Genomic DNA, 19,015 nt, shown 5'->3' with positions numbered 1-19,015 from the left:
GCCTCGCTCCTACAGGATCGATGTCGATCAACAAACATTGGCACACCTCAACCCTGTAGGAGCGTGGCTTGCCCGCGAAGGCGTCAGCCCAGACACCACAAAAAAACGGCCTCCAATTGGAGGCCGTTTTGCATTTACTGCATCCGGCGTTGCTTACGCCGCTTCCACTGCCGGCTCACCCACCAGCGCCAATACATCATCACCAGGCAATAGGCGAGGGCACCCAGCACCAGCCCAGTCACCACTGACCCCAACAAAAACGGCTGCCACAACGTAGACAGCTCGCCGCTGATCCATTCCCAGGTCAACTCGTCCGGCAAATGCCTGGCCGGCACATCCATCAACCATGCCCCTGTCTGATAAGTGCAGAAGAACACGGCGGGCATTGTGATCGGGTTGGTCAGCCAGACCAGGCTGACGGCAATGGGCATGTTGCCGCGCACCACAATCGCAAGGACGGCCGCGACAAGCATCTGTAACGGAATGGGCAGGAATGCCGCGAACAGACCCACCGCCATGGCCCGTGCGACGGAATGGCGGTTGAGGTGCCAGAGGTTCGGGTCATGCAGCAGGGTGCCGAGAAAGCGTAAGGATTTGTGTTCCCTGATGCTGGTCGGATCTGGCATGTAACGTTTGAATAAGCGCCGGGGCATAAGGCTTCTCGGTCGGTTAAGGCGGCAAGTATGTCTGGATTCTATGAACCGCCCATTCAGACTTTGTGACAATTAATAACCGTGCGCGTGCGTTCGGCCAGCTATGCCTAGGGTGGGACTCTCAAGGACGGGCGTATGCGCACAGGGATGATGGCGCTGGCGTTGGGTCTGCTGGCCCTGCGTTTTTTACCGGTTTTACCGCCGGTCTGGTTGTGGATGTTGCTGCCGGTTGTGGGTTTGATGCTGCTGCCGTTTCGGACTTACCCGTTGGCGTTTTTCCTGTTCGGCTTTAGTTGGGCGTGCGCGAGTGCGCAGTGGGCGCTGGATGATCGCCTGCCGCTGAAACTCGATGGCGAGACTCGCTGGGTCGAAGGCCGAGTGACGGGGCTGCCGCAGAATGCCGAAGGTGTCGTGCGTTTTGAACTGACGGACAGTCAGTCCCGAAGCACCCGGCTGCCCCGGCATTTGCGGCTCGCCTGGTATGACGGACCACCCGTCAACAGCGGCGAACGGTGGCGAGTGGCGGTCAAACTGAAGCGTCCTGCCGGGCTGCTCAATCCGCATGCCTTCGACTACGACGCTTGGCTGCTGGCTCAACGCATCGGCGCTACCGGGACGGTCAAGGATGGCCAGCGGCTTGCCGCCGCCCAATGGGCCTGGCGCGACAGCCTTCGCCAACGATTGCAGGCCGTAGATGCTCAAGGTCGGACGGGAGCGCTGACGGCCTTGGTATTGGGTGACGGCACCGGGCTGAGTCGCGAGGATTGGCAGGTGCTGCAAGACACCGGCACCGTGCATCTTCTGGTGATTTCCGGGCAACACATCGGGCTGCTTGCGGGATTGATGTATCTGTTGATCGCCGGGCTGGCCCGCTATGGTCTGTGGCCAAGCCGTTTGCCCTGGCTGCCATGGGCCTGCGGACTGGCGTTTGCTGCTGCGCTGGGTTACGGACTGCTGGCCGGTTTTGAGGTGCCGGTGCGGCGGGCCTGCGTGATGATCGGCCTGGTGCTGTTGTGGCGGCTGCGATTTCGTCATCTCGGTGCCTGGTGGCCACTGTTGCTGGCGCTCAATGGCGTTTTATTGCTCGACCCGCTGGCGAGCCTGCAGCCGGGGTTCTGGTTGTCCTTCGCAGCGGTGGCGGTGTTGATTTTCACCTTCGGTGGACGGCTGGGCCCTTGGCGCTGGTGGCAAACCTGGACCCGTGCGCAATGGCTGATCGCGATCGGTTTATGCCCATTGCTGTTGATACTCGGGTTGCCGATCAGCGTCAGCGGGCCCGTGGTCAATTTGCTGGCGGTGCCCTGGGTCAGTCTGGTGGTCTTGCCGCCAGCCTTGCTCGGGACGTTGTTATTGCCCATCCCTTATGTGGGCGAGGGATTGCTGTGGTTGGCGGGCGGTCTGGTCGACCTGTTGTTCAAGGGGCTGGCATTGATGGCCGTTCAATTGCCCGCGTGGGTGCCGGTCGCGGTGCCGCTGTGGATTTGGGCGCTCGGCATGCTGGGTGCCTTTCTTCTATTACTACCTAAAGGCGTGCCATTGCGCCTGTTAGGTTGGCCGCTGCTGCTGTTGCTGGCCTTTCCACCGCGCCCACTGCTTCCCGACCGCATCGCCGAAGTCTGGCAGCTGGATGTCGGCCAGGGCCTGGCCATCCTCGTGCGTACTCGCCATCACACGTTGTTGTATGACACCGGCCCGCGTTTCGGTGATTTTGACCTCGGCGAGCGGGTGGTGCTGCCGTCATTGCGCAAACTGGGCGTGGCCGGGATCGACTTGATGCTCATCAGCCACGCTGACGCCGATCACGCCGGCGGTGCACGAGCGGTTGCCAACGGATTGCCGGTGACGCGGGTCCTGAGCGGCGATCCCGAGGCGCTGCCAGCCGAATTGCGCGCTGAGGGCTGTGAAAGCGGTCAGCATTGGGCTTGGGACGGTGTGAACTTCCAGCTCTGGCAATGGACTTCCGCCCACGACAGCAATCAAAAATCCTGTGTCTTGCAGGTCGAAGCCAATGGCGAGCGACTGCTGTTGACCGGCGACATCGACACCACTGCCGAACGGGCGCTGCTCGACAGTCCTCTCGCCGTGCCTACCGATTGGCTGCAATCGCCGCACCACGGCAGCCGCAGTTCTTCTTCAATGGCACTGCTCACTGCATTGCAACCCAGGGCTGTGCTGATTTCCCGTGGCCAGGGTAATTCCTTTGGTCACCCGCATCCCACGGTCATGGCGCGCTACCAAAAGCGCGGCATGGCGATCTACGACAGTGCCGCCCACGGCGCCATTCGTCTGCAACTGGGACGCTTCAAGCCGCCGTGGACGATGCGTCTGGAACGGCGTTTCTGGCGCGATCCGCCACCGCCCGACCCATAACCGCGAGTTATGAAACCCCGACCGGATGCGACATCACGGTCTTCGGTGCATCCAGCCCCTATGTTAGAGTGGCGCACTTTTTCGAGGGGGCTGTCACTGTGTGGGAATTGGTCAAATCCGGCGGCTGGATGATGCTGCCGATCATTTTGAGTTCCATCGCGGCCATGGCGATCGTCGCCGAGCGTCTCTGGACCCTGCGAGCCAGCCGTGTGACTCCGGAGCATTTGCTCGGGCAGGTCTGGGTGTGGATCAAGGACAAGCAGCTCAATAAAGAAAAACTCAAGGAACTGCGCGCCAACTCACCGTTGGGCGAGATCCTGGCGGCGGGCCTGGCCAACTCGAAGCATGGTCGCGAGATCATGAAAGAGTGCATCGAAGAAGCCGCCGCGCGGGTGATTCACGAGCTCGAACGCTACATCAATGCGCTGGGCACCATCGCCGCGATGGCTCCATTGCTGGGCCTGTTGGGCACGGTGCTGGGCATGATCGATATTTTCAGCGCGTTCATGGGCACGGGCATGGGCACCAATGCCGCGGTTCTGGCGGGCGGTATCTCCAAGGCGCTGATCACTACGGCCGCCGGCCTGATGGTCGGTATCCCCGCAGTGTTCTTTCACCGATTCCTGCAACGCCGGATCGATGAGCTGGTGGTGGGTATGGAGCAGGAAGCGATCAAACTGGTCGAAGTGGTGCAGGGCGACCGTGATGTGGACCTGGCCGAGGGCAAAGCGTGAAATTCCGCCGCAAACCGCGGGAAACGGTAGACATCAACCTCGCGTCGCTGATCGACGTGGTGTTTATCCTGCTGCTGTTTTTCGTGGTCACCACTACATTTACCCGTGAAACCCAGTTGCGCGTCGATCTGCCGGAAGCGGTCAGCGGTTCGCCTGCCGAAGACCAGCAGGTCAAGCATCTGGACGTGGCCATCAGTGCCGAAGGCGCGTTCTCGGTGAACAATCAATTGTTGCCGAAGAACGACCTGACCAGCCTGATGGAGGCGTTGCAGAAAGAATCCAACGGCGACACCAACCTGCCGCTGTCGATCAGCGCGGACGGCAAGACCCAGCATCAGTCCGTCGTCACCGCCATGGACGCCGCCGGCAAGCTGGGTTTCAGCCACTTGCGCATGACCACGGTCGAAGCGGCACCGCCCGCGCCCTGATGGCCATGTCCGATCGCTTGCTCGCCGCGTGGTACCAAGGTCATCCGGCCCTGAAACTGTTGCAGCCACTGGAGTGGCTGTATCGGCGTGTGGTCATGAACAAGCGCAAGCGTTTTCTGGCGGGCGAGGGCGAGATCTATCAGCCGCCCGTGCCGCTGATCGTGGTCGGTAACATCACCGTCGGCGGCACCGGCAAGACACCGCTGATTCTGTGGATGATCCAGCATTGCCAGCGCAGCGGCTTGCGGGTCGGCGTGGTCAGCCGGGGTTACGGCGCCAAGCCGTCGCAATTGCCGTGGCGCGTCGAGGCCGATCAGAGCGCCGACATAGCAGGCGACGAACCGCTGTTGATCGTCCAGCGCACCGGCGTGCCGTTGATGATCGATCCGGATCGCAGCAGCGCCGTCAAAGCGTTGCTGGCGAGTGAGCCGCTGGACCTGATCCTGTCCGATGACGGCATGCAGCATTACCGCCTGGCGCGAGACCTGGAACTGGTGCTGATCGACGCCGCCCGAGGCTTGGGCAACAAACGTTGCCTGCCTGCCGGGCCGTTGCGTGAACCGGCCGAGCGTCTGCAAAGCGTCGACGCGGTGCTGTACAACGGTGCCGATGCCGATCGCGACGGTGGTTTTGCCTTCCAGCTTCGACCCACCGAACTGGTCAACCTGAAAAGCGGTGAACGTCGTCCCCTCGACCATTTCCCCGCAGGCCAGGCGCTGCACGCCGTGGCCGGGATCGGCAATCCGCAGCGTTTCTTCACGACCCTCGAAACGCTACACTGGCGACCAGTGCCGCATGCGTTTGCCGACCACGCCGAGTACAGCGTGCAGGCCTTGAATTTCACACCGTCATTGCCGTTGGTGATGACCGAAAAGGACGCGGTGAAGTGCCGTGCCTTCGCCGCCGCCGATTGGTGGTACCTGGCGGTCGATGCTGCGCCATCGCCGGCCTTCGTGGCCTGGTTCGATACGCAGCTGATGCGCCTGTTGCCGGCTCGTCTTTTGCCTTAACTCCGTTTTTATCCAGGGAATGCTCATGGACACCAAATTGCTCGATATCCTCGCTTGCCCGGTCACCAAAGGCCCACTCAAGCTCAGCGCCGACAAGACCGAGCTGATCAGCAAGGGCGCCGGCCTGGCTTACCCGATTCGTGACGGCATCCCGGTGATGCTCGAAACCGAAGCCCGCACCCTGACCACCGACGAGCGTCTGGATAAATGACCACAGCCTTTACCGTTGTCATTCCATCGCGTTATGCCTCCACCCGCCTGCCGGGCAAGCCGCTGCTGCTGATCGCTGGCAAGCCGATGATCCAGCACGTCTGGGAACAGGCGAGCAAAAGCAGCGCCGAACGTGTGGTGGTCGCCACAGACGACGCGCGCATCGTTGAGGCCTGCAAGGCGTTTGGTGCCGAAGTGGTGCTGACCCGCGAAGATCACAATTCCGGTACTGATCGTCTGGCTGAAGTCGCCGAGAAGCTGGGTCTGGCCGCCGACGCCATCGTGGTTAACGTCCAGGGTGACGAACCGCTGATCCCACCGAGCGTGATCGATCAGGTCGCGGCCAACCTGGCCGCCCACACCGAAGCGCGCATGGCCACCCTGGCCGAGCCGATCGAAGACGTGGAAACCCTGTTCAATCCCAACGTGGTCAAGGTCGTCAGCGACCTCAATGGCCTGGCGCTGACCTTCAGTCGCGCCACGTTGCCGTGGGCTCGGGACGCGTTCGCCAAAAGCCGCGAGCAACTGCCGGAAGGCGTGCCGTATCGCCGCCATATCGGCATTTATGCCTACCGCGCCGGTTTCCTGCATGACTTCGTCAGCTGGGGCCCGTGCTGGCTGGAAAACACCGAATCCCTGGAACAGCTGCGTGCCCTGTGGCACGGCGTGCGGATTCACGTCGCCGATGCGCTGATCGCGCCGCCCACCGGCGTCGACACCGTCGAAGACCTCGAGCGCGTTCGTCGCCTGCTGGAGGCCTGATGCGCGTTCTGTTCGTGTGCCTGGGCAATATCTGCCGTTCTCCGACGGCCGAAGGTGTGCTGCGGCATAAATTGCGCGAAGCGGGGCTGGCTGATCACATCGAAGTCGCCTCCGCCGGCACTGGTGACTGGCATGTCGGCAAGGCGCCGGACAAGCGCAGTCAGGCCGCCGCCAAACTGCGCGGTTATGACCTGTCCGCCCAGCGCGCCCAGCAAGTGACCCGCGCCGATTTCGCCAGCTACGACCTGATTCTGGCGATGGACAACAGCAACCTGCGCAACCTCAAGGCCCTGCAACCGGCCAAGGGCAAGGCCGAGCTGGACCTGTTCCTGCGTCGCTACCAGTCGGAACTCGATGAAGTGCCGGACCCGTACTACGACGGCGACCAGGGTTTCGAGCAGGTGCTGGACCTGATCGAACGCGCCAGTGATTTGCTGGTGATCGAATTGAAGGGACGGTTATGAGTTTGCAGGTTCTACCCCAAGTTTCGCTCAAGCCGTTCAATACATTTGGTGTCGACGTCCAGGCCCGGTTGTTCGCTGAGGCCCACAGCGATGCCGATGTGCGTGAAGCCCTGGCTTACGCCTCGGCCCATGACGTGCCGTTGCTGGTGATTGGTGGCGGCAGCAATTTGCTGCTGACCGCCGATATCCAGGCGCTGGTGCTGCGCATGGCCACCCGCGGGATTCGGATCCTCAGCGATGACGGCAGCAAGGTCGTGATCGAAGCCGAGGCCGGCGAGCCTTGGCATCCATTCGTGCAGCACACCCTGTCAGAGGGTTTGTCGGGGCTGGAGAACCTCAGCCTGATCCCCGGCACGGTCGGTGCGGCGCCGATGCAGAACATTGGCGCCTATGGCGTCGAGATCAAAGACGTGTTCGCCGGACTCACCGCGCTGGATCGCCAGACCGGCGAGCTGCGAGACTTCACCTTGGCGCAGTGCAACTTCGCTTATCGCGACAGCCTGTTCAAACAGGAGCCGGGGCGCTGGTTGATCCTGCGCGTGCGTTTCAACCTGGACCGCGCCGCGCACCTGCACCTGGAATACGGTCCGGTTCGACAGCGCCTGACCGAGCAAGGCATCGATCATCCGACCGCCACCGATGTCAGTGAGGCGATCTGCAGCATTCGTAGCGAAAAGCTCCCGGACCCGGCCGTGCTCGGCAATGCGGGGAGTTTTTTCAAGAATCCTCTGGTGCCGGCAGCGCTGGTCGCACAGTTGAAAAGCCAATACCCGGACCTTGTGGCCTACGCGCAACCTGATGGGCAGATGAAACTGGCGGCAGGCTGGTTGATCGAGCGGGCCGGCTGGAAAGGCTTTCGAGACGGCGACGCCGGCGTGCATAAGTTGCAGGCACTGGTGCTGGTCAACTACGGCAGCGCCACCGGCCTGCAATTGTTGAACCTGGCGCAGCACATTCAGAAAGACATTTGCGAACGTTTTAAAGTCGACCTGGAAATGGAGCCGAATAAGTATTGAAGCTACGCTTTAATGACTGATCTCAAAGCCCTGCACACCTTCAACTGTGCAGGGCTTTTTTGTTAATGCTGGGTTAACTTAGCCCCCTAACGATGCATTCATTTGCTCCATCAAAGGCCCGATGCAGACGTTGCCGTTCGCATAAGAGAGCCTCATTAGCCTGAGCGGATCTGCGTAATGCCAACCGCCACCCCTGGCGGCAGATTGCTCGACCCCATAACCCAACACATATGCGGGCGTGCCCATGATTACCCTGAAGCTCAATGGTCAAGACCATCAACTCGACGTCACCGAGGACATGCCGCTGCTCTGGGCGATTCGCGACGTGGCCGGTTACAACGGCACCAAGTTCGGCTGCGGCATGGGCCTGTGTGGCGCCTGCACCATTCATATCGAAGGCGCCCCGGCGCGCAGTTGCATCACACCGATCGGCTCGGTGGTCGGCCAGAACGTCACCACCATCGATAACCTGCACGTCGACCCGGTCGGGCAAGTCGTGCAACAGGCCTGGCTCGACACCGCCGTGGCCCAATGCGGTTTCTGCCAGGGCGGCCAGATCATGTCGGCGACGGCGCTGCTCAAGACCAACCCCAACCCCAGCGACGAACAGATCGAAGAGGCGATGGTCGGCAATATTTGCCGTTGCGGCACCTACAACCGCATCAAGACCGCCATCCGCCAGGCATCCACTCACCTGAAGGAGGCCAAGGCATGAGCCAGTTACCGAATGACTTTGCGCTGAGCAACCTTAGCCGCCGTGGCTTCCTTAAAGGAGTCGGTGCGACCAGCGCGTTAGTTCTGGTTGCGAGCTGGGGCTGGCAAGACGCTTTTGCCGAAGAAAAACAGAAAAAGTTTGGCGCCGACGGCATGCCCAATGGCTGGATCGATGATCCCAAGGTTTACATCAGCATTGCCGCTGACGGCATGGTGACCGTGGTCTGCAACCGTTCGGAAATGGGCCAGGGTGTGCGTACCAGCCTGACCATGGTGGTGGCCGATGAACTGGACGCCGACTGGGCGATGATGAAAGTGCAGCAGGCGCCGGGCGACGAAATTCGCTTCGGCAACCAGGACACCGACGGTTCGCGCAGCATGCGTCACTGGTACGAACCGATGCGTCGTTGCGGTGCTGCCGCCCGAACCATGCTTGAACAAGCGGCGGCCGAGCAGTGGAAAGTACCGGTCAGCGAGTGCCATGCGCAACTGCATAAAGTGGTGCACCAACCAACCGGTCGTGAACTGGGCTATGGCGCCCTCGCCGCCGCTGCGGGTGCGCTGGCAGTGCCGGCCCGTGACAGCCTGCGGCTCAAGCAGCCGTCGGAATTTCGCTACATCGGCAAGGAAGGCAGCAAGGCGATCGACGGTGCCGACATCGTCAATGGCCGCGCCATATACGGTGCCGACGTGCATTTCGACGGCATGCTCTACGCCGTGATTGCGCGTCCGGCGGTCTACGGCGGCAAGGTTAAATCCGTCGATTCCGACGCCGCAATGAAAGTCCCGGGTGTGATCAAAGTCATTCAGATCGAAGGCCGTCCGCTGCCGTCCGAGTTCCAGCCGTTAGGTGGCGTGGCCGTGGTGGCCAGCAACACCTGGGCTGCGATCAAGGGCCGCGAGGCGCTGAAAATCGAGTGGGATGATGGCCCCCATGCCAGTTACGACTCGATCGCCTACCGCAAAGAGCTGGAAGCCTCATCCCTCAAGCCCGGCAAAGTGGTGCGCAATACCGGCAACATCGACGACGCCATGAAAGGGGCCGACAGCACCCTCGAAGCCTCTTATTACCTGCCGCACCTGACGCAGGCGCCGATGGAACCGATGGTCGCCATCGCCCGCTTCAAGGACGGTGTGTGCGAAGCCTGGGCTCCGAGTCAGGCACCACAAGTCAGTCGCGAACGGATTGGCGAACGCCTCGGCATTCCATTCGATAACGTCACCTTCAATGTCACCTTGCTGGGCGGCGGTTTCGGTCGCAAGTCCAAGCCGGACTTCATCATCGAAGCGGCAATCCTCGCCAAGGAATTCCCCGGCAAGGCAGTGCGGGTGCAATGGACCCGTGAAGACGATATCCACTGTTCCTACTTCCACACCGTGTCGGCTGAATACCTGAAGGCCAGCCTGGGCAAGGACGGCCTGCCCTCCGGTTGGTTGCACCGCACCGTCGCCCCGAGCATCACCGCACTGTTCGCCCCGGGCATGAACCACGAGGCAGCTTTCGAGTTGGGCATGGGCTTCACCAACATGGCCTATGCGATTCCCAACGTACGCCTGGAAAACCCGGAAGCGGCGATTCATACCCGGGTCGGCTGGTATCGCTCGGTGTCGAACATTCCCCACGGGTTTGCGATTCAGAGCTTTGTCGATGAGCTGGCGCACAAGGCCAAGCAGGATCCACTCAAGTACCAGATCAAATTGCTCGGCCCGGACCGGCAGATCGATCCACGCACCTTGAGCGAAGAGTGGAACTACGGCGAATCCCCCGAGCGTTACCCGATTGACACCGGGCGGATGCGCACCGTGCTGGAAACGGCCGCCAAGGCTGCCGGTTGGGGGCGTGAGTTGCCCAAGGGCCGAGGCCTGGGCCTGGCGGTGCATTACAGCTTCGTCTCTTATGTAGCGGCGGTGATCGAGGTCGAAGTCAAAGATGACGGCACGCTGATCGTGCACAAGGCCGACATCGCTGTGGATTGCGGTCCGCAGATCAACCCCGAGCGGATTCGCGCTCAGTTCGAAGGCGCCTGTGTCATGGGCCTGGGCAATGCGGTGGTCGGGGAAATCAGCTTCAAGGACGGCAAGGTGCAGCAGGACAACTTCCACATGTACGAAGTGGCGCGCATGTCGCTGGCGCCGAAGGAAGTGGCGGTGCATCTGGTCACGTCGCCGGGCGTTGTGCCGTTGGGCGGTGTCGGCGAGCCGGGCGTACCGCCGATTGCGCCCGCGCTGTGTAACGCGATCTTCGCTGCCACCGGCCAGCGCATCCGCAGCTTGCCGGTTCGCTTTCAGCTGCAAGGCTGGCAGAAGGCGCAGGCCTGATGGACAGCGCGGATCTGAACGTCCTGCGCAGCGTGCTGGAATGGCGCCGCGCCGGTCAGCGGGTGGTGTTGTACAGCGTGGTCCAGACTTGGGGCACCGCGCCCCGGGCGCCGGGCGCGATGCTGGCGTTGCGTGAAGATGGCGTGGTGATCGGCTCGGTGTCCGGTGGGTGTGTCGAGGATGATTTGATTGCCCGGTTGCACGATGGCCGGATTGCGCCTGACGGACCGCCGGTGCAGTTGATCACCTACGGCGTCACCCGTGAGGAGGCCGCACGGTTTGGTTTGCCGTGCGGCGGCACGTTGCGCCTGACCGAAGAGCGGGTCGGCGACCCCGATTGGGTCGCCGAGTTGCTGGCGCGCTGCGAGGCCCATGAAATCGTGGCTCGCTCGCTTGATATTGCGAGCGGTGAAGTGGTTTTGCAGGTGGCGAACAAAAGCGACGTGCTGAGCTTTGACGGCAATACGCTACGTGCCATCTATGGTCCGCGTTGGCGGCTATTGCTGATCGGTGCGGGGCAACTGTCCCGGTATGTCGCCGAGATGGCGCGGCTGCTGGATTTCGAAGTGCTGATCTGCGATCCGCGCAGCGAGTTCGTCTACGGTTGGGAAGAGCAGCACGGCCGTTTCGTCTCGGGCATGCCGGATGAAGCGGTGCTGAACATCCAGACTGACGAACGTACAGCGATTGTCGCCCTGACCCACGATCCGCGCCTGGATGATATGGCCTTGCTGACGGCTCTGGATTCCAGGGCTTTTTACGTCGGTGCCCTGGGGTCGCGAGTCAACAGCCTGAAGCGTCGGGAAAACCTGGCTCAGCTAGGCTTGTCACAACAGGCCATCGAGCGGCTGCACGGCCCGATCGGTTTGCATATTGGCAGCCACAGTCCCGCGGAAATCGCCTTGTCGCTGCTGGCCGAGATAGTGGCGATCAAGAACGGCGTCGAACTCAAGCAGAAGAAGCCGTTGCAGGAGGTTGTATGAGCGAGTCCATCGGCGTCATTGTGCTGGCGGCGGGGCAGGGTAGTCGGTTCAGGCAGGTGGCGGGAGAGGACAGGGACAAGTTGCTGGCGGATTGTGCCGGCCGCGACGGCGCTGTTCGCTCGGTGATCGAACACGTGCTGGTGAATTTGCCGGCCAGCCTTGGGAAACGCGTGCTGGTGACCACCGAAGATCGCCCGCAAGTGATGCGCATGGCTCAAGCGTATGGCTTCGAGATTGTGGAGGTCGAGTCGACCGGGATGGGCAACAGCATTGCGGCCGGGGTGAAGGCGTGTCCAGAGCTCAGTGGCTGGTTGATAGTGCTGGGGGATATGCCGTTTATCTTGCCGGCGAGTATTGAGCAGGTGGTGGCGGGGATTGCTGATGATTGCGTCAGTGTGCCGGTGCAGGCGGGTGAGTACGGGCATCCGGTTGGGTTCGGTCGCGATTTTGGGCCGGGGTTGATGGCGTTGTCGGGTGATCATGGGGCCAAGCCGTTGTTTGCACAGGGCCGGGTGGTTGAAGTAGCGGTGGAGGATGCCGGGGTGTTGTGGGATGTGGATACACCTGAGAGGTTGTTGTTCGCCTGACACACCGCCATCGCGGGCAAGCCACGCTCCCACAGGTTTTGTGTCGAGTAATAATTTCCTTGAACGACACAAAACCTGTGGGAGCGTGGCTTGCCCGCGAAGAACGATAACGCGGTCTACCTGCTGCAACGCCAACATAAAAAAAGCCCCGCCTGGATCACCAGGCGGGGCTTTTTAGTGGCCGATGGAATCAGACGAGCGGTTTAGGCTCGTGTTCTTTTTCCAGGGCTTGCTCGTGTTGCTCTACCGCTTCCTGTACGGAGCGCGGGGCTTCTTCGATGACCGACTCGGCAGGTGCCACTTCGATCACTTCAGGGACAACCGGCGCAGGCTCGGCAGCGACAACCGCTTCAACCGGAGCTGCAGTGGCAGACAGTTCGGCTTCCTTCTGCAGACGCTCGGCTTCACGCTTGCGACGACGCACTTCACGCGGGTCGTTCGGCGCACGACCATTTTCGGTCAGGGCACTGACCGGAGCCGCTTCAACGACCGGAGCAGCCACTTCGGCAACAACCGGAGCCGGTGCTTCAACAACTGGAGCAGGCTCGGCAGCAGCAACCACTGGCTCGGAGACCATGGCTTCAGCCACTGGGGCTTCAGTAACCGGTGCAGGTGCTTCAACAACAACCGGCTCGGCAACCCAGTTGAACGCGGTTTGTTCTTCACGAACTTCGCGGACAGCTTCGGTCACGGTTTCGGTCGAGGTTTCGACAGCTGGCTCGGCAGCAACCACTGGCTCGAAAACTGGAGCTGTTTCAACAACCGACTCAGCTTCACGAACCGGGGCCACTTCGATTTCCGGAGCAGCAGTAGCTTCGACCGGAGTCGTCGCTTCTACCACTGGCGCTTCAACCGGAGCAGTTTCCAGGGTGGCGGCAGTTGCGCGTTCGGCTTGCTCGTTGGCTTGTGCTTCAGCAGGCGCGCTGATCACGGTGCTGGCAACGGCTGCGGTAACAGCCAGGCCGGCGGCCAGATCAGCAGTGCTTGGCGCTTCGTTGCTTTCGTCAGCTTCGTTGCCTTCGGCAGATTCGGATTCTTCCGAACCTTCGATCACGTTGCCGTTGGCATCGCGTTGACGCTCGCGACGGTTGCTGCGACGACGCTGGCCACGGGAGCGGCGGCGTGGACGATCGCCCTCGGCGCCTTCCTGACCGTCTTCCTGCAATTGCTCTTCGTTGGTCACCAGCTCTTCTTCGGCAACGGCAGCAGCTTGCTCGGCACGTGGCTGACGTTCTTCACGCGGTGGGCGTGGAGCACGTTCTTCACGTGGCTGGCGAGCCGGACGCTCTTCAGCGGTCGCAGCAACGGCAGCAGCAGCAGCGGCTGGAGCCGCGGCATCCAGAGGTTCGCGCAGTTCACGCACTCGTTCTTCACGCTCGCCACGTGGCTTGCGGTCTTCGCGAGGCGCGCGCGGTGCACGTTCTTCACGCGGGGCGCGTGGTGCGCGCTCTTCACGTGGAGCACGTTCTTCGCGGGCTACTGCTGGGGTTTCTTCGCGGGCTTCGCGTGGTTGACGCTCTTCACGTGGCTCACGTGGCGCGCGTTCTTCACGCGGTGCACGTTCCTCACGAGGCTTGCGTTCTTCATCGCGGCGACCGTTACGGTTGCGGCTCTGCTGACGACCGTTGCGACGCTCTTCGTTGCGGGCAGGGCGCTCGGTGGTCGCCGGTTTTTCAACAGCGGCCGGAGCAACAGGCTCTTCCTTGGTCGCAAACAGGCCGACCAGCGACTTCACCAGGCCTTTGAACAGGCTTGGCTCTGGCACAACGGCCGTAGCAGCAGCAACAGGTGCGGCAACGACTTCGGTCGGAACCGGAGCGTTGGCGCGAGCCGGTGCTGTCTTGACCGCAGCTTCCTGGCGAACCAGGGTGCGGGTCGCAGCGGCTGGCTGGACTTCTTCGACTTCGGCAGCGGCCGCAGCGATTTCGTAGCTGGACTGGCCGACCGCGGCTTCCGGGCTGTCGTCGCGCAGACGCTGAACTTCGAAGTGCGGCGTTTCGAGGTGATCGTTCGGCAGAATGACGATGCGGGCACGGGTGCGCAGTTCGATCTTGGTGATCGAGTTGCGTTTTTCGTTGAGCAGGAAGGCGGCGACCGGAATTGGCACTTGTGCGCGAACTTCGGCGGTGCGGTCTTTCAGGGCTTCTTCTTCGATCAGGCGCAGGATCGCCAGGGACAGCGATTCAACGTCACGGATGATGCCGGTGCCGTTGCAACGCGGGCACACGATGCCGCTGCTTTCGCCCAGCGATGGACGCAGGCGCTGACGGGACATTTCCAGCAGGCCGAAGCGCGAGATGCGACCGACTTGCACGCGAGCGCGGTCGGCTTCCAGGCATTCGCGGACTTTTTCTTCCACGGCGCGCTGGTTCTTGGCAGGGGTCATGTCGATGAAGTCGATGACGATCAGGCCGCCGATGTCGCGCAAGCGCAACTGACGGGCGATTTCTTCGGCAGCTTCAAGGTTGGTCTGCAGGGCGGTTTCTTCGATGTCGCTGCCTTTGGTGGCGCGCGCCGAGTTGATGTCGATGGACACCAGGGCTTCGGTCGGATCGATAACGATGGAACCGCCGGAAGGCAGTTCAACGACGCGCTGGAAAGCGGTCTCGATCTGGCTTTCGATCTGGAAACGGTTGAACAGCGGAACGCTGTCTTCGTACAGCTTGATCTTGCTGGCGTACTGCGGCATTACCTGGCGAATGAAGGTCAGGGCTTCGTCCTGGGCTTCAACGCTGTCGATCAGCACTTCGCCGATGTCCTGGCGCAGGTAATCGCGGATGGCGCGGATGATCACGTTGCTTTCCTGGTAGATCAGGAATGGCGCGGAGCGATCCAGCGAGGCTTCTTTGATGGCGGTCCAGAGTTGCAGCAGGTAATCGAGGTCCCACTGCATTTCTTCGCTGCTGCGGCCAAGGCCGGCAGTGCGAACGATCAGACCCATGTCGGCCGGGGCAACCAGGCCGTTCAGGGCTTCACGCAGTTCGTTGCGCTCTTCACCTTCGATGCGACGGGAGATACCGCCGGCACGCGGGTTGTTCGGCATCAGCACCAGGTAACGACCGGCCAGGCTGATGAACGTGGTCAGGGCTGCGCCCTTGTTGCCACGTTCTTCTTTTTCCACCTGAACGATGACTTCCTGGCCTTCGCTCAGGACGTCCTTGATGTTGACGCGGCCTTCAGGGGCTTTCTTGAAGTATTCGCGGGAGATTTCTTTAAGGGGCAGGAAGCCGTGGCGCTCAGAGCCGAAATCGACAAAGGCAGCCTCAAGGCTTGGTTCGATGCGAGTAATCCGGCCTTTATAGATGTTGGCCTTCTTCTGCTCGCGTGCACCGGATTCGATGTCCAGGTCGTAGAGGCGTTGGCCATCTACCAGTGCAACACGCAACTCTTCGGGTTGAGTTGCGTTAATCAGCATTCTTTTCATGTAGTACCGTCGGTTTCCGGGCTGCCGGAAACGGCGTTCGGCACACACGACTTCTCACGGTCGGTGTCAGGTGCGTCGGGAGTGGTTGGCCATTCCCGTGTCCAGCGATGTCCGGCCAATTGGGCCGTTATCGCGACGTACGCGTCCTGCTTGCTGTGGCTACTTAAGCACTCAGTCAGGAGGAGGAATCAACCAGCGGCTGTGGACGAGATGAAGCGTCTTGATAAAGCCTATTGCTACACAGTCCAGCGGTTGTGCATCTCCACCCTACACGTATCCCTGATAATTCGGGTGCTGCCGCGCGCAGAATCCGCAGCGGGTTGGCATTTACCGTGAGCTCCGAAGGGGGAGGTCACGCATCATGGCTAATTTAGGCGTTGTTTCCGAAGCGTTCGCTCGGGGTCGTCCGTAGCCGACTGCACTTTGTGAACTGGCCGTGAATATTGGCTCGCAAGGCGAGTGAAAACTCTGCTTTGCGGCTTGATTCAGGCCTCATGTCACCTGCGCTTGTTACAGCTGCAAACTCCACCGTTACGTAGCGAAAGCCCCGTAGGACGGCCTCGCGCCCTGGTGAATTGCGTTGGTCAGGGCCGGTTTTTGACCGTTAGTCCGCTGTCCAGGCCGCTTTTGGCGGCGTTCGCGACTATAGCAGCAATGATTAAGTGCTTCAATTCCATAAAAAATTGTTATCATCCGCGGCATGACGACTACTGCCCCTTCGACCCCAGCCGTACAACTGCTGGAGGTCTCGCCGGAATATGCCGGCCAACGTATTGATAACTTCCTTCTCGCTCGGCTCAAAGGCGTGCCCAAGACTTTGATTTACCGCATTTTGCGCAAGGGCGAAGTGCGAGTGAACAAAGGTCGGATCAAGCCCGAATACAAGCTGCAGGCGGGCGATATCGTGCGCGTGCCGCCGGTTCGCGTGCCGGAGCGTGACGAGCCTGTGCCACTGGCCCAGGGACTGCTGCAACGCCTCGAAGCCTCGATTGTGTTCGAGGACAAGGCGTTGATCGTGATCAACAAGCCTTGCGGCATCGCGGTTCATGGCGGCAGCGGATTGACTTATGGGGTGATCGAAGCCTTTCGTCAGCTGCGTCCGGATTGCAAGGAGCTCGAACTGGTTCACCGTCTCGACCGTGACACCTCCGGCCTGCTGATGATTGCCAAGAAACGCAGCATGCTGCGTCACTTGCACACGGCATTGCGCGGCGATGGCGTCGATAAGCGCTACATGGCGCTGGTCCGCGGTAACTGGGCGGCCTCGATCAAGCAGGTGCGTGCGTCGCTCGGCAAGAGCAATCTGCGTTCCGGCGAGCGTATGGTCGAGGTCGACGAGGAGGAGGGCAAGGAGTCTGTGACCGTGTTCAAGGTCCTGCGTCGTTTCGGCGACTTTGCCACCCTGATCGAAGCCAAACCGATCACCGGCCGCACTCACCAGATCCGCGTCCACACCTTGCATGCCGGGCATTGCATCGCTGGCGATGCCAAGTATGGCGATGAAGGTTTCAGCAAGGAAATTCGTGACCTGGGCGGCAAACGCCTGTTCCTGCACGCCTACATGCTGACCGTGCCGCTGCCGGATGGCGGGGAGTTGAAATTGCAGGCCCCAGTGGACGAAATGTGGGCCAAGACCGTGGAGCGCCTGAGTGCACCCCTCTGATTACAAACTGCTGATTTTCGATTGGGACGGCACGCTGGCTGACTCCATTGGTCGGATTGTCGAGGCGATGCACGTCGCGTCCGAACGGTCGGGGTTTCAGTTGCGTGATGATTTTGCGGTCAAGGGCATTATCGGTCTGGGCCTGCCTGAGGCCATTCGCACGTTGTACCCCGAAATTGGCGATGACGAGCTGGTAGCGTTCCGGCAGCACTATGCGGATCACTACATCGCTGCCGAAGCCGTGCCTTCGCCGCTGTTCGAGGGTGTGCTCGAGTCGATGGAGGCGTTTCGCGCCGAGGGTTATCATCTGGCTGTGGCGACGGGCAAGGCTCGTCGCGGGCTCGATAGGGTGCTGAAAGCTCACGGCTGGGAAAATTATTTCGATATCACTCGCGCCGCCGATGAAACCGCCAGCAAGCCTCATCCGCTGATGCTTGAGCAAATTCTCGCTCATTGCGAGGTTCACCCTGAGCAGGCGCTGATGGTCGGCGATTCGTCTTTCGACCTGCAGATGGCGCGTAACGCCGGCATTGATTCGGTAGCGGTCAGTTATGGCGCTCAATCGATCGACGCGCTGCAGCTGTTTGAACCGCGACTGGCCATTAATCGTTTTTCAGAATTGCATGCCTGGCTGAGTCAGCGGGCTTAACAGGTTTTTGCTGGGGTAGATGTCATGACCGACGAATGGAAAGCGCCCGCCAAGGCGAGTGCAGAGAGCGGTGACGAAAAAAGCTGGAAGCTGCTTGAAAAGACCCTGATGGCCAGTGTCCAGGAGCAGCGCCGGTCTCGTCGCTGGGGGATATTTTTCAAGCTGCTGACCTTTGTGTATCTGATTGGCGCGTTGATTCTGTTCACGCCGCTGATGGATATGGAAAAAAGCGCGACCCGCGGCTCCCACTACACGGCGTTGATCGACGTGACCGGCGTGATCGCTGACAAGGAACCGGCCAGCGCTGACAACATCGTCGGCAGTCTGCGTGCGGCCTTCGAAGATGAGAAGGTCAAGGGTGTGATCCTGCGCATCAACAGCCCGGGCGGCAGTCCGGTGCAGTCGGGTTATGTGTATGACGAAATCGTTCGTCTGCGTGGCCTTCACCCGGACACCAAGGTGTACGCGGTGATCTCCGATCTGGGCGCTTCCGGTGCCTACTACATCGCCAGCGCGGCTGATCAGATTTACGCCGACAAGGCGAGCCTGGTCGGTTCCATTGGTGTGACGGCGGCCGGTTACGGCTTTGTCGGCACCATGGAGAAGCTCGGCGTCGAGCGTCGGACCTACACGTCGGGCGAGCACAAGTCGTTCCTCGACCCGTTCCAGCCGCAGAAGCCTGAGGAAACCAGGTTCTGGCAGGGCGTGCTGGATACGACGCACCAGCAGTTCATCAACAGCGTGAAAAAAGGCCGTGGCGACCGTCTCAAGGACAAAGAACATCCGGAGCTGTTCTCCGGGCTGGTCTGGAACGGCGAGCAAGCGTTGCCGCTGGGTCTGATCGATGGCCTGGGGAATGCCAGCTCGGTGGCGCGTGATGTGATTGGCGAGAAAGAACTGGTGGACTTCACCGTTCAGGAATCGCCGTTCGATCGCTTCTCGAAAAAACTCGGTGCCAGCGTGGCTGAGAAGCTGGCGATGTGGATGGGCTTTAACGGTCCGTCGTTGCGCTGAGTTCTCCTGCGGCAT

General features: G+C 61.2%; 17 protein-coding genes. 15 read left to right on the top strand and 2 right to left on the bottom strand.

Translation table 11 applies throughout. The features are described 5' to 3' along the window. Positions 1–134 precede the first annotated feature (134 nt). Positions 135–653 (bottom strand): DUF2062 domain-containing protein, encoded by a 519-nt coding sequence (locus ACYZT6_RS19165; protein ID WP_461975833.1) that lies wholly within the window; start codon positions 651–653, stop codon positions 135–137. 135 nt (positions 654–788) lie between these two features. Between ACYZT6_RS19165 and ACYZT6_RS19160 the strand changes: the two genes are divergently transcribed. From ACYZT6_RS19160 to ACYZT6_RS19105, 12 genes are all read left to right on the top strand, one after another. After that, positions 789–3,023, top strand: a complete 2,235-nt coding sequence (locus ACYZT6_RS19160) for a DNA internalization-related competence protein ComEC/Rec2 (RefSeq protein ID WP_462028223.1) — start codon at positions 789–791, stop codon at positions 3,021–3,023. Positions 3,024–3,121: 98 nt separating this feature from the next. Continuing rightward, positions 3,122–3,757, top strand: coding sequence for a MotA/TolQ/ExbB proton channel family protein (locus ACYZT6_RS19155; protein ID WP_162556235.1), 636 nt, complete (start codon positions 3,122–3,124; stop codon positions 3,755–3,757). After that, positions 3,754–4,185, top strand: coding sequence for an ExbD/TolR family protein (locus ACYZT6_RS19150; protein WP_462028222.1), 432 nt, complete (start codon positions 3,754–3,756; stop codon positions 4,183–4,185). Before ACYZT6_RS19155 ends, ACYZT6_RS19150 begins: the two co-directional genes overlap by 4 nt. Next, entirely contained in the window at positions 4,185–5,195 is a 1,011-nt protein-coding gene (gene lpxK, locus ACYZT6_RS19145) for a tetraacyldisaccharide 4'-kinase (protein WP_462028221.1), read from the top strand. The genes ACYZT6_RS19150 and lpxK overlap by 1 nt, the downstream gene beginning before the upstream one ends. 25 nt (positions 5,196–5,220) lie before the next feature. Then, on the top strand, positions 5,221–5,406 hold the full coding sequence (locus ACYZT6_RS19140; RefSeq protein ID WP_010461887.1) for a Trm112 family protein: 186 nt from the start codon (positions 5,221–5,223) through the stop codon (positions 5,404–5,406). Then, a complete protein-coding gene (gene kdsB, locus ACYZT6_RS19135) occupies positions 5,403–6,167 on the top strand; it encodes a 3-deoxy-manno-octulosonate cytidylyltransferase (RefSeq protein WP_461975825.1) in 765 nt (254 codons plus the stop codon). Before ACYZT6_RS19140 ends, kdsB begins: the two co-directional genes overlap by 4 nt. Then, positions 6,167–6,631, top strand: a complete 465-nt coding sequence (locus ACYZT6_RS19130; RefSeq protein ID WP_462028220.1) for a low molecular weight protein-tyrosine-phosphatase — start codon at positions 6,167–6,169, stop codon at positions 6,629–6,631. Before kdsB ends, ACYZT6_RS19130 begins: the two co-directional genes overlap by 1 nt. Then, the gene (murB, locus tag ACYZT6_RS19125; protein WP_462028219.1) at positions 6,628–7,647 is read left to right on the top strand and encodes a UDP-N-acetylmuramate dehydrogenase; all 1,020 of its coding nucleotides are present in this window, start codon (positions 6,628–6,630) and stop codon (positions 7,645–7,647) included. Before ACYZT6_RS19130 ends, murB begins: the two co-directional genes overlap by 4 nt. A 244-nt stretch (positions 7,648–7,891) precedes the next feature. Continuing rightward, a complete protein-coding gene (locus ACYZT6_RS19120) occupies positions 7,892–8,362 on the top strand; it encodes a (2Fe-2S)-binding protein (RefSeq protein ID WP_131062737.1) in 471 nt (156 codons plus the stop codon). Then, on the top strand, positions 8,359–10,680 hold the full coding sequence (locus ACYZT6_RS19115; protein WP_462028218.1) for a xanthine dehydrogenase family protein molybdopterin-binding subunit: 2,322 nt from the start codon (positions 8,359–8,361) through the stop codon (positions 10,678–10,680). Before ACYZT6_RS19120 ends, ACYZT6_RS19115 begins: the two co-directional genes overlap by 4 nt. After that, positions 10,680–11,663, top strand: a complete 984-nt coding sequence (locus tag ACYZT6_RS19110; RefSeq protein ID WP_462028217.1) for an XdhC family protein — start codon at positions 10,680–10,682, stop codon at positions 11,661–11,663. The genes ACYZT6_RS19115 and ACYZT6_RS19110 overlap by 1 nt, the downstream gene beginning before the upstream one ends. Then, the gene (locus ACYZT6_RS19105) at positions 11,660–12,250 is read left to right on the top strand and encodes a nucleotidyltransferase family protein (protein WP_462028216.1); all 591 of its coding nucleotides are present in this window, start codon (positions 11,660–11,662) and stop codon (positions 12,248–12,250) included. The genes ACYZT6_RS19110 and ACYZT6_RS19105 overlap by 4 nt, the downstream gene beginning before the upstream one ends. 190 nt (positions 12,251–12,440) lie before the next feature. Here ACYZT6_RS19105 and rne read toward each other — a convergent pair whose 3' ends face one another. Next, on the bottom strand, positions 12,441–15,674 hold the full coding sequence (gene rne / locus ACYZT6_RS19100; RefSeq protein WP_462028215.1) for a ribonuclease E: 3,234 nt from the start codon (positions 15,672–15,674) through the stop codon (positions 12,441–12,443). A 700-nt stretch (positions 15,675–16,374) separates the two neighbouring features. Between rne and rluC the strand changes: the two genes are divergently transcribed. From rluC to ACYZT6_RS19085, 3 genes are read left to right on the top strand one after another with little or no spacing between them, the layout of a single operon-like run. Next, on the top strand, positions 16,375–17,337 hold the full coding sequence (rluC, locus tag ACYZT6_RS19095; RefSeq protein WP_462028214.1) for a 23S rRNA pseudouridine(955/2504/2580) synthase RluC: 963 nt from the start codon (positions 16,375–16,377) through the stop codon (positions 17,335–17,337). Next, positions 17,324–17,986, top strand: a complete 663-nt coding sequence (locus ACYZT6_RS19090) for an HAD-IA family hydrolase (RefSeq protein WP_462028213.1) — start codon at positions 17,324–17,326, stop codon at positions 17,984–17,986. Before rluC ends, ACYZT6_RS19090 begins: the two co-directional genes overlap by 14 nt. A gap of 24 nt (positions 17,987–18,010) precedes the next feature. Further along, a complete protein-coding gene (locus ACYZT6_RS19085; protein WP_462028212.1) occupies positions 18,011–19,000 on the top strand; it encodes a S49 family peptidase in 990 nt (329 codons plus the stop codon). The last annotated feature ends 15 nt before the right edge of the window (positions 19,001–19,015 follow it).

This window comes from Pseudomonas sp. RT6P73 (genome assembly GCF_054897715.1).
This window is presented reverse-complemented; position numbering and strand designations above follow the sequence as displayed.

Bases quoted from the DNA above. Each gene is read 5' to 3' on its own strand.
- ACYZT6_RS19165 (WP_461975833.1), bottom strand. From the start codon at position 653: ATGCCCCGGCGCTTATTCAAACGTTACATGCCAGATCCGACCAGCATC.
- ACYZT6_RS19160 (WP_462028223.1), top strand. From the start codon at position 789: ATGCGCACAGGGATGATGGCGCTGGCGTTGGGTCTGCTGGCCCTGCGT.
- lpxK (WP_462028221.1), top strand. From the start codon at position 4,185: ATGGCCATGTCCGATCGCTTGCTCGCCGCGTGGTACCAAGGTCATCCG.
- ACYZT6_RS19140 (WP_010461887.1), top strand. From the start codon at position 5,221: ATGGACACCAAATTGCTCGATATCCTCGCTTGCCCGGTCACCAAAGGC.
- kdsB (WP_461975825.1), top strand. From the start codon at position 5,403: ATGACCACAGCCTTTACCGTTGTCATTCCATCGCGTTATGCCTCCACC.
- ACYZT6_RS19130 (WP_462028220.1), top strand. From the start codon at position 6,167: ATGCGCGTTCTGTTCGTGTGCCTGGGCAATATCTGCCGTTCTCCGACG.
- murB (WP_462028219.1), top strand. From the start codon at position 6,628: ATGAGTTTGCAGGTTCTACCCCAAGTTTCGCTCAAGCCGTTCAATACA.
- ACYZT6_RS19120 (WP_131062737.1), top strand. From the start codon at position 7,892: ATGATTACCCTGAAGCTCAATGGTCAAGACCATCAACTCGACGTCACC.
- ACYZT6_RS19115 (WP_462028218.1), top strand. From the start codon at position 8,359: ATGAGCCAGTTACCGAATGACTTTGCGCTGAGCAACCTTAGCCGCCGT.
- ACYZT6_RS19110 (WP_462028217.1), top strand. From the start codon at position 10,680: ATGGACAGCGCGGATCTGAACGTCCTGCGCAGCGTGCTGGAATGGCGC.
- ACYZT6_RS19105 (WP_462028216.1), top strand. From the start codon at position 11,660: ATGAGCGAGTCCATCGGCGTCATTGTGCTGGCGGCGGGGCAGGGTAGT.
- rne (WP_462028215.1), bottom strand. From the start codon at position 15,674: ATGAAAAGAATGCTGATTAACGCAACTCAACCCGAAGAGTTGCGTGTT.
- rluC (WP_462028214.1), top strand. From the start codon at position 16,375: ATGACGACTACTGCCCCTTCGACCCCAGCCGTACAACTGCTGGAGGTC.
- ACYZT6_RS19085 (WP_462028212.1), top strand. From the start codon at position 18,011: ATGACCGACGAATGGAAAGCGCCCGCCAAGGCGAGTGCAGAGAGCGGT.